A 9253-nucleotide genomic window follows, 5' to 3' on the forward strand; every position below is an offset into this window, starting at 1 on the left:
GGGTTACCTCAACGTCGAATGACACCCAGCCCGGCCGGGCTGGAGGTGCTGGCAAAGGTGCGTCCCAGGCGCTGGCTGGCATCGTCCACGGCGGCCACGGCGCGCTCGATGGTCGGACCGCCGGCAATGGCGGCGATCTTGGCGGCGTAGGACGGATCAGTGGCGTAGCCGGCCTGCTGCAGGCCCCGCGCGAAGCCGCGCACGTCGGTGCCGGCCTGCAGAGCATTCTGGTAGCGCGGGCTGTTCTTGAGCAGCTTCACGTAGTCGGCGAAGCTTTCGCCAACCGAGCCGTAGGCGCGGAAGCTGGCGGTTTCGTTACGGCGTACGCCGTTGACGTACTCATGGGTGCCGGTGGTGGCGCGTTCGCCGCTCCAGCCGGTGGCCTTGATGCCGAACAGGTTGTGCGAGCTGCCGGCACCGCCGTTGCGCTGGATGAGCTTGCGGCCCCAGCCGGTTTCCAGTGCGGCCTGGGCGACCAGCGCCTTGGCATCCACGCCGAGTTCGCGCGCGGCCTGCTGGGCGTGTCCCCAGATGCTGGCGACGAAGCCTTCCGGGGTGTGCGCGCCGAGCTGCGCGGCCGCGGTGCTGCCAGCCAGGGTGTCCACGGCCGACGTTGCCGGTGCCGGTGCATTGACGCCGCTCCAGCGGTCGTCCGCCATCGCCGACCAATCCGCATTGGCCGTCTCGGTGGCGGCGTACGGTTCGCTGCGACCGATGGCCTCGTGCATCTGGCTGGTTTCACGGCCGGCGATCAGATCCAGCGCGCGTTCCATCGGCTGCAGCACGGCCGACGGATCACGGCCGTTCAGCTGCTGCAGCAGGTCGACTTCGCTGCTGGCGGCGGGCGTGGAGGATGCATCGGTCGGCAGCGCCATCGGAGCCGCAGCGGGGCTGTTCAAACGGTACGCGCGCAACGCTGCACTGGGATCCAGACGGGTATCGACCGTCTTGGCGGCATCCGCCTCGCCGCCGCCGAGCTGGCGGGCGATCATCGCCGACAGCCCCAGGCCGCGCCCCTTGGTCATCGCGTCGGCGATTTTCTGGTCGTACATGTCGCGGAACATGGTGTTCTCACCCGGTAGCAGCGAGTCGCCGAAGCTGGCGTCGCGCATGCTCTTGACCAGCATCTGCGCGAACTGGCCTTCCAGCTGCCGGGCAACCTTGTCGACCTTGGCCGGGCTGTTGGGCTGGGTGGGATTGAGTTCGAGTGCCGGTTGGATGCGCATCAGATCACCTCGAGCTCGGCGCTCAGCGCACCGGCCTGCTTGAGGGCTTCCAGAATGGCGATCAGGTCGCCCGGAGCCGCACCCACGGCGTTGACCGCGTGCACGATCTCATCGAGCGTGGTGCCGCCGTTGAACTTGAACATGCGGCTGCCATCAGCGGTCGCGGTCACGGTGGACTGCGGGGTGACCACCGTGTCACCGCCGGCCAGTGCATTGGGTTGGCTGACGTTGAGATTCTCGTTGATGGTGACGGTGAGCGAGCCATGCGAAATGGCCGCCGCGCCCACGCGGACCTGGGCCCCGATGACCACGGTGCCGGTGCGCGAGTTGACCACCACCTTGGCCGGCGCTGCGCCCGGGGTGAGTTCCAGGTTCTCGATGCGCGCCAGCATGCCGATGCGCGCGCCCGGGTCGCTGGGCGACTGCACCGCCACGGTGACGCCATCGACGGCGCGCGCGGCACCTTCGCCGAAGGCGGCGTTGAGTGCGGTGACCATGCGCGAAACGGTGGTGAAGTCGTTCTGGTGCAGGTTGAGGGTGATCTCGCCGCCGGCGCTGAACACGTCGGGCAGGGCGCGTTCCACGGTCGCGCCATTCGGAATGCGGCCCACGCTGGGCACATTCACCGAGACGCGCGAGCCATCTTTGCCCTGCGCGCCGAAGCCGCCGACCACCAGATTGCCCTGGGCAATCGCGTACACCTGGCCATCCGCACCGCGCAGCGGGGCCATCAGCAACGAACCGCCGCGCAGCGACACCGCGTTGCCGATCGAGGACACGGTGATATCAATCGGCTGGCCCGGCTTGGCGAACGGCGGCAGCTCGGCATGGATCGCCACGGCGGCCACGTTCTTCAGCTGCGGATTGACGTTGGCCGGCACATTGACGCCCAGCTCGCCGAGCAGGTTCTTCAGGCTCTGCACGGTGAACGGAGCCTGGCTGGTGCGGTCGCCGCTGCCATCCAGACCCACCACCAGCCCATAGCCCACCAGCGCGTTACCGCGCACGCCTCCCACCTGGGCCAGATCCTTGATCCGCTCCGCCGACGCATTCGCAGCAAAACCCAGCACGCCGAAAACTGTGACTACAGCGTAGAGCCACGCCATGCGTGGCTGCTTTCCGCGCGAAATGAAAGTACTCATATCCAACCTCAGAACGGCGTCAACGCCGAGTTGAAGAACCGGCTCAACCAGCCCATCGCATTGGATTGCGCCACCGGCCCACGCCCGCCATACACGATGCGCGCATCAGCGACGCGGCTGGACGCAATCGTGTTGTCCGGCGTGATATCCGCAGCGCGCACAATCCCCTGCACCTGCACCAGCTCATCGCCCTGGTTCAGACGAAGATTCTTCGCACCCTGCACGACCAGGTTGCCGTTCGGCAGACGCTGGATCACCGTCACCGTGACGCTGCCCTGCAGCCGGTTGCTCTGCGCGCTGCTGCCCTTGCCGGTGAAGTCGCGCGAACCGCTGGCCGTCGCGCTGAGGATGTCCTTGCCACCCAGCGTCACCGGTGCACCGAAGATCGTCGGCGTCCCCAACGCCAGGTTCGATTCCTTGTCGGTGCTGGTATTGGCCGTGGTCGAAGCGGTGGTGCTTTCGGTCAGGGTGATGGTCAGCAGATCACCGACATCGCGCGCACGACGATCCGAGTACAGCTGCAGCCCGGGACCGGCGGCGTAGATCGCGCCGGCGGTCGGCGCGACCTGCGGAGCCATCACCGGGGTCACCGGAGCCATGGCCGGGTAAGGGCGGACATCGCCGGCGATCACGCAGCCACCGAGCAGGGCGGTGATGGCGCTGGCCAGCAGCAGGCGGAGGGCAGGGCGCAGTGACATGGGAAAATCCTGGTTCAGACCGGTCAGACGTTGGTGTTGAGGTAGCCGAGCATCGCGTCGGTGGTGGAAATGGCCTTGGCGTTCATTTCGTAGGCGCGCTGGGTTTCGATCATCGACACCAGCTCTTCCACCACGTTGACGTTGCTGCCTTCCAGCGCGCCCTGGACCACGCTGCCGAGGCCGTTCAGACCGGGGTTGCCGTTCTGCGCGGGGCCGGAGGCGGTGGTTTCCAGGAACAGGTTCTCACCGCGGGCCTGCAGGCCGGCCGGGTTGACGAAGTCGGTCAGGGTCAGCGCGCCGATTTCCACGGAAGCGGCGTCGTCGGCCATCTTCACGCTGATGGTGCCGTCGGTGCCGATCGTGAGCGACTGCGCGCCCTCGGGAATCTGGATGCCCGGCTGCACCGGGTAGCCGCTGTTGGTGACCAGTTCGCCATTCTGGTTGCGTTGGAACGAGCCGTCACGGGTGTAGGCCGAGGTACCGTCGGGCATCTGCACTTCGAAGAAGCCGCGACCATTGACCATCACGTCCAGTGCGCGGCCGGTCTGCTGCTGGCTGCCCTGTTCGAAGTTCTTCGAGGTAGCGACCACGCGCACGCCGGTGCCCAGCTGCAGTCCGGTGGGCAGCTGGGTCTGCGCCGAGGAGGAGCCGCCGGGCTGACGCACCTGCTGGTACAGCAGGTCTTCAAAGCTGGCGCGGTCCTGCTTGAAACCGGTGGTGTTGGTGTTGGCGAGGTTGTTGGACACCACCGACATGCGCGTCTGCTGCGCGTCCAATCCGGTTTTTGCGATCCACAGTGCCTGGTTCATGGCGGTGTTCCTATCAAGCGGTTATCAGGGGTGATGCATGGCGCGTGCCAGAACTGCGCCGGAAAAATGTCACGGCGGCCTATCAGCCGCCCAGACGCAGCAGGGAATTGGCACTGCGGGCGTTTTCGTCGCCGTGCTTGATCACCTTCACCTGCATTTCGTACTGCCGCTGCAGCTGGATCATCTGTACCAGCGCACCGGCGGCGTCGACGTTGCTGCCTTCCAGCTGGCCGCTTTCCAGCGACTTGCCCTGGGCCTGCACGAACGGCTGCTGCGGATCGGTGTTGCGCATCAGGCCGTCCAGCCCGCGTTCCAGGCGGTCATCAGCGGCCTGCACCACGCGGATGCGGCCGATGTTGGCCATGGTCTGCGGGCCTTCCCCCAGCGGGATGATCGAGATCGTGCCGTCATTGCCGATGTCCATCGCCTGGTGCGGTGGAATCGCGATCGGTGCGCCGTTCTCGTCCAGCACCGCATGGCCGCCGGCGGTGACCAGCTGGCCATTCGGGGTGATCGACAGTGCTGCGCCGCGGGTATAGGCCTCACCGCCACCGGTGCCGGCCGGGGCCTGCACCGCCAGCCAGTTGCCGGCCTGCAGCGACAGGTCCAGCGGATTGCCGGTGATCTGCTGCGCGCCCTGGCGGCGGTTGAAGCCGGCGTCCACGTGCAGGGCATCCACGCGCGAGGCATAGCCGTCGCCCTTGATCGGGAAGGCCTCGGTGTTGGCGAGGGCTTCCTTGAATCCGGGCGTATCGGTGTTGGCCAGGTTGTGCGACAGCGTGCCCTGCGCCTGCAGGGAGGCGCGGGCGCCGGTCATCGCAACGTAGAGTGCCTTGTCCATGATCGTGTTCCCGTGTGACGGTCAGCAGCTCATCAACGGATGTTGATGATGGTCTGGGTGATCTGGTCCATCGTCGAGACCATCTGCGAGTTGGCCTGGAAGTTGCGCTGGGCGGTGATCATGTTGACCAGCTGCTCGGTCAGGTCGACGGTGGAGGCTTCCAGCGAACCGGCCTGGATCTGGCCGAGGTTGGAGCTGTCCGGTGCGCCGGTGCGCGGCGTGCCCGAACTGAAGGTTTCCACCCACAGGTTGTTGCCCTTGGCTTCCAGGCCCTGGTTGTTGTTGAAGGTAGTCAATGCGACCTGGCCCAGCGGCTTGTCGTCACCGTTTGAGTAGCGGGCGTACACGACGCCCTCTTCGCTGACGGTGATCTCATTGAGCTTGCCGGCGGCGTAACCGTCCTGCTGGGTGTTGCGCAGCGCGAACTTTTCGCCGTACTGGGTGGAGCCGCTCACGTCCAGAGTCATCGACAGGGTGCCGGCACCGGTGGTCGGGGTGAACGGATCCATCACGATCTGGCCGGTGGCAGGCTGGGTCAGTGCGCCGGCGTTGTTGAAGGTCAGCGTGGTCGGCGTACCGGCGGCCTGGCCGTCGACGTAGTTGTACACCTGCCATTCGTTCGGATTGGCGGTTTTCACGAAGTACGAGGTCTGGGTGTGGCTGACGCCCAGCGAGTCGTACACGGTGATGCCACCGGTGGAGTGGTTGTAGCTGTTCGAGTTGGTCGGATCGAACGCGGCGATGGTCGGTTCCGAGGCATTCGCCGGCAGGGTGAACGCGGTGTTGACCAGCGCGGTCTGCTTGGGCGGGCTGTCGGTGGTGAGCAGCTGCAGGTCGGTCAGGCGGCCGGCATCGAAGCTGGTGCCATCGGCGTTCGGTGCGAACACCTGCAGACGTGCACCCTGCGGGTTGATCACATAGCCGGCCTGATCGGTCTGGAAGTTGCCGGCGCGCGAGTACACGCGGGCACCGTTCATGCTCATGGTGAAGAAGCCCTCACCGGAGATGGCCATGTCCAGGCTGCGACCGGTCTGCTCGTTGTTGCCCTGCGAGAACTGCTGGGCCACGTTGCTCAGGCGCACGCCCGAACCGACGGCATTCTTGGACAGCCCGTAGCTGGTGGCCGAGAACAGGTCGGCGAATTCCGAGCGCGATTCCTTGAAGCCGGTGGTGTTGACGTTGGCGATGTTGTTGGCGGTGACGTTGAGGTCGGCGTTGGCGGCATTGATGCCGGACAGCGAAATGTTGAAGCCCATGGCGTTCTCCTTCGAATGCGGTACGGGTTGGATCAGCTGACGCGCAGCACGTAATCGAGCGGGGCGGTGCCCAGCCCCTTGAGGTTGAGGTACAGCCCATCGGAGCCGACCGTGACGCTTTCCACCGGTGCTTCGACGTAGGTGCTCAGCTTGGTCTGCGTACCGCTGGTGTCGGTGTGGGTGGCGGTGAGGGTGTACTTGCCGGCATCCAGACGATTGCCGCTGGAGTCCTTGCCATCCCAGTCGAAGGTGACTTCGCCGGCGGCCTTGGCTTCGACGCTGATCTGGGCCACCTTCACGCCGTTGGCATCGGTGACGTCGACGTTGACGTAGCCGGCACCAGGCGCAGCCACCATGCCGGTGGTGTCACCTTCAGTTTCCAGCTGCCACTGCGTGGACGGCACCAGCACGTCGTGTCCGACCAGCGCCGCACCGCGCAGCACCTGGTCGCCGGCCATGGCTTCCTGGAAGCCCTTGACGGTGGTGTTGAGGTCGGTGATGCCCTGCACCTGCGACAGCTGCGCCATCTGCGCGACCATCTGGGTGTTATCCATTGGCTTCAGCGGATCCTGGTGCTGCAGCTGCTCGGTCATCAGGCGCATGAAGTCGGCCTGGTCGAGCGTGTCTTTCTTCTTGGTGGTGTCGCTGTTGGGCGCGGTCAGGCCCAGTGCGCTGTAGATGTCGGTGTTGCTGACGCCGCTGGTGGTGCTCATGACGGGGTGTCCTGCAGGAAGAAGGGTCAGCGACCCATGGTCAGGGTGGCCAGTGCCAGTTCCTTGGCGGTGGTCAGCATTTCCACGCCGGCCTGGTAGTTGCGCGAGGTCGAAATGAGATTGACCATCTGCGCGACCGGATCGACATCGGGCTGGTAGATGTAGCCATCTGCGTCGGCCAGCGGGTGGCCGGGTTCATAGCGCTTGATCGGCGCGGCGTCGCTCTGGCTGATTTCCTTCACCTGCACCGTGGTGATGTTGGGATCGGTACGGCTGGTGACGGCCTGGAAGATGGGTTCCAGCGGCTTGTAGACGGTGTCGGCGGAGCCAGTGACGGAGTCGGCGTTGGACAGGTTGGAGGCCAGCGTGCTCATGCGCACGGACTGGGCCTGCAGCGCGGAGCCGGCGATATCGAAAATGGGCAGGTTGCTCATGGCTTATTGCCCCGTGATCGCGGTGAGCATGGAGCGCACCTTGGATTCGACGAAGCTCAGCGACGCGCGGTACTCCAGTGCGGCGCGACCGTAGGCGGCACGCTCGGTATCCGGGTCAACGGTATTGCCGTCCAGACTGGGCTGGATGCCTTCCTTGGTGATCTGGAACGGGTTCAGCCCGTTACCGGTCAGGAAGTGCTGCTCATTGGTGGTCTGCATCAGCCCATTGCTGTCCATCCCCTGGGCGTTGCGCAGGGCGGCATCGAAATCCAGGTCCTGGGCCTTGTACCCGGGCGTATCGGCATTGCTCAGGTTGCTGGCAATCAGCTTCATCCGCTGCTCGCGCAACGGCATGGCCTGGGCATGGACCCCCAGATAGTCGGAAATCAAGTTGGGCATGACGCACTCCCACGGGATGTTGCGTGGGGTGCTGCAAGGGTCATGCCAAAAGCAGCGAGTCGTTGTTCAGGAGGGCGGGTCCGGACAGGGCCATCCGGGACACGCCGTAAACCCATCCATGGGGGCTCGTAGAAAACATCCATGTTTTCTACGGTCCCGGCTGGCCCTGCCCAGACCCGCCAGCCCAGCATCTGCATCGACGGATGGGCAAGCCATGCCCCCGGTCGTTCGCTCTGCCTCGTAGAGCCGGGCTTGCCCGGCTGCTCTTCGCGTTAAGCCGCCAACGCCACCTTGCGCAGGCGCTCCAGGACCAGGTCGGCCAGCTCATGGGCCGAATACTTGGCGACGAAGGCGTTGGCTCCGACGCGCTCGACCATGGCGTTGTTGAATACGCCGGACAAGGAGGTGTGAAGAAGGACGTACAGGCCGGCCAGGCCCGGGTGGCGACGGATTTCCGTCGTCAGGGTGTAGCCGTCCATCGCCGGCATTTCAATGTCGGAGATGACCATGGCGTAGCGCTCGGCCGGATTTTCGCCCGAGGCATGGATCTGCAGCAGGTGGTCCAGCGCCTGCTTGCCGTCGGAGAGCAGGGTGGCCCCCACGCCCAGCTGGTCGAGCACGCTGCGGATCTGCTGGCGGGCCACGCGCGAGTCGTCCACCACCAGCACCTGCAGCTGCGGGGCGTCGGCGGGCAGGGCCATCGAAGGGTCCAGCACCGCCTCGCCCCGGATCTGGGCGATGTCGGCCAGCACGCTTTCCACGTCGATCACCTGGATCAATTCGCCCTGGAACCGGGTGACCGCGGTGAGATAGCTCGATTCCGCCCCCAGTTCCGGCGGCGGGTGGATGTCTTCCACCGCGATGTTCACGATCCGCTCCACACCGCTGACCAGGAAGCCCTGGATGGAGCGGTTGAACTCGGTGACCACCAGGTAGCCCGGGGCCTTGTCGGCGTCCGGCTCGCGCTCGGGGTGGCCGATCGCCAGGCCCAGGTCGAGCACCGGTACCGAGCGGCCGCGCACGTCGGCAACGCCGGCGAACTGGCTTGGCAGCCCCGGCACCTGGAACAGGTCGGGCCGGCGCAGCACTTCCTGCACCTTGAAGACGTTGACGCCAAAAAGCTGACGTCCGCCCAGGCGGAACAGCAGCAGGGCAAGGCGGTTGTGGCCAGCCAGACGCGTCCGCTGGTCGATGCGATTGAGCAGGTCATGTGACATGGAAGGGGTATCGGCGTGCCCGGCGATCCCTTGAGCACCGATTGCGGCACGGCGCTTGCATGACGTCGCCCATGTGCCTTTCACGTGGAGTCGCCATGCGTACTCTTGTTATTACGGTTCTGTTCGCACTGGTCGCTGCCAGCCTGGCCCCGGCCATGGCTGCCGGTGGCTGGCAGCCGGTGGAGTCCATCCGTGCTGCCGCGCTGTCCACCTTGTCGGCTGGCAGTGAAGGCGAGACCACGCTGGATTCCGCGCTGCGCCTGCCGGCCTGCGGACAGGCGCTGGTGGCACAGCCCACTGCCACCAGCACGGTCGAGGTCAGCTGCCCCGACGCCGGAGGCTGGCGGCTGTTCGTACCGGTCAAGGTGCGCCGCAACCAGACCGTGCTCATTCTCAATCGCGGCATTGCCGCTGGAGAAACCCTCGGCGTGGCCGATATCACCACTGCACAGCGTGACGCCGCCCGGATCGCCGGGGCCGCCCTGGCCGATCCAGCCGCAGCCGTCGGGCGGGTGGCT

At 66.0% G+C, this 9253-nt stretch carries 11 protein-coding genes; 1 reads left to right on the forward strand and 10 read right to left on the reverse strand.

Features of this window, described 5'->3' with window-relative positions:
* Positions 1-8: 8 nt before the first annotated feature.
* From RT551_RS14805 to RT551_RS14850, 10 genes are all read right to left on the reverse strand, one after another.
* Positions 9-1226 (reverse strand): glucosaminidase domain-containing protein, encoded by a 1218-nt coding sequence (locus tag RT551_RS14805; protein ID WP_313460094.1) that lies wholly within the window; start codon positions 1224-1226, stop codon positions 9-11.
* Positions 1226-2332 carry a flagellar basal body P-ring protein FlgI gene (locus RT551_RS14810; protein WP_313460097.1) on the reverse strand — a complete coding sequence of 369 codons (1107 nt, stop codon included), beginning with the start codon at positions 2330-2332 and terminating at the stop codon, positions 1226-1228. Before RT551_RS14810 ends, RT551_RS14805 begins: the two co-directional genes overlap by 1 nt.
* 44 nt (positions 2333-2376) lie before the next feature.
* Positions 2377-3066, reverse strand: a complete 690-nt coding sequence (gene flgH / locus RT551_RS14815) for a flagellar basal body L-ring protein FlgH (RefSeq protein ID WP_313460100.1) — start codon at positions 3064-3066, stop codon at positions 2377-2379.
* A 23-nt stretch (positions 3067-3089) separates the two neighbouring features.
* Positions 3090-3875 (reverse strand): flagellar basal-body rod protein FlgG, encoded by a 786-nt coding sequence (gene flgG, locus RT551_RS14820; RefSeq protein WP_125359118.1) that lies wholly within the window; start codon positions 3873-3875, stop codon positions 3090-3092.
* A gap of 82 nt (positions 3876-3957) precedes the next feature.
* On the reverse strand, positions 3958-4716 hold the full coding sequence (locus tag RT551_RS14825; RefSeq protein ID WP_313460102.1) for a flagellar basal body rod protein FlgF: 759 nt from the start codon (positions 4714-4716) through the stop codon (positions 3958-3960).
* A 32-nt stretch (positions 4717-4748) separates the two neighbouring features.
* Positions 4749-5972, reverse strand: a complete 1224-nt coding sequence (gene flgE / locus RT551_RS14830; RefSeq protein ID WP_313460104.1) for a flagellar hook protein FlgE — start codon at positions 5970-5972, stop codon at positions 4749-4751.
* A 32-nt stretch (positions 5973-6004) separates the two neighbouring features.
* Entirely contained in the window at positions 6005-6685 is a 681-nt protein-coding gene (locus RT551_RS14835; RefSeq protein WP_313460107.1) for a flagellar hook capping FlgD N-terminal domain-containing protein, read from the reverse strand.
* Between the two features lie 26 nt (positions 6686-6711).
* Complete coding sequence (gene flgC, locus RT551_RS14840; protein ID WP_125359110.1) at positions 6712-7119, reverse strand: flagellar basal body rod protein FlgC; 408 nt, start codon at positions 7117-7119, stop codon at positions 6712-6714.
* A gap of 3 nt (positions 7120-7122) precedes the next feature.
* On the reverse strand, positions 7123-7518 hold the full coding sequence (gene flgB / locus RT551_RS14845; RefSeq protein ID WP_313460110.1) for a flagellar basal body rod protein FlgB: 396 nt from the start codon (positions 7516-7518) through the stop codon (positions 7123-7125).
* 272 nt (positions 7519-7790) lie between these two features.
* Positions 7791-8735, reverse strand: a complete 945-nt coding sequence (locus RT551_RS14850; RefSeq protein ID WP_313460113.1) for a chemotaxis protein — start codon at positions 8733-8735, stop codon at positions 7791-7793.
* 95 nt (positions 8736-8830) lie between these two features.
* On the opposite strand from RT551_RS14850, the gene RT551_RS14855 reads away from it, so the two are divergent.
* A partial coding sequence (locus tag RT551_RS14855; RefSeq protein ID WP_313460115.1) for an SAF domain-containing protein occupies positions 8831-9253 on the forward strand: 423 nt, incomplete at its 3' end.

Origin of the sequence: Stenotrophomonas sp. (assembly GCF_032103445.1) — a bacterium.
Lineage (GTDB): Bacteria > Pseudomonadota > Gammaproteobacteria > Xanthomonadales > Xanthomonadaceae > Stenotrophomonas.

What these genes read in the sequence shown, in the direction of transcription:
- RT551_RS14805 (WP_313460094.1), bottom strand. Translation starts at nt 1,226, where the DNA reads ATGCGCATCCAACCGGCACTCGAACTCAATCCCACCCAGCCCAACAGC.
- flgC (WP_125359110.1), bottom strand. Translation starts at nt 7,119, where the DNA reads ATGAGCAACCTGCCCATTTTCGATATCGCCGGCTCCGCGCTGCAGGCC.
- RT551_RS14810 (WP_313460097.1), bottom strand. Translation starts at nt 2,332, where the DNA reads ATGGCGTGGCTCTACGCTGTAGTCACAGTTTTCGGCGTGCTGGGTTTT.
- flgG (WP_125359118.1), bottom strand. Translation starts at nt 3,875, where the DNA reads ATGAACCAGGCACTGTGGATCGCAAAAACCGGATTGGACGCGCAGCAG.
- RT551_RS14825 (WP_313460102.1), bottom strand. Translation starts at nt 4,716, where the DNA reads ATGGACAAGGCACTCTACGTTGCGATGACCGGCGCCCGCGCCTCCCTG.
- RT551_RS14835 (WP_313460107.1), bottom strand. Translation starts at nt 6,685, where the DNA reads ATGAGCACCACCAGCGGCGTCAGCAACACCGACATCTACAGCGCACTG.
- flgB (WP_313460110.1), bottom strand. Translation starts at nt 7,518, where the DNA reads ATGCCCAACTTGATTTCCGACTATCTGGGGGTCCATGCCCAGGCCATG.
- flgH (WP_313460100.1), bottom strand. Translation starts at nt 3,066, where the DNA reads ATGTCACTGCGCCCTGCCCTCCGCCTGCTGCTGGCCAGCGCCATCACC.
- flgE (WP_313460104.1), bottom strand. Translation starts at nt 5,972, where the DNA reads ATGGGCTTCAACATTTCGCTGTCCGGCATCAATGCCGCCAACGCCGAC.
- RT551_RS14850 (WP_313460113.1), bottom strand. Translation starts at nt 8,735, where the DNA reads ATGTCACATGACCTGCTCAATCGCATCGACCAGCGGACGCGTCTGGCT.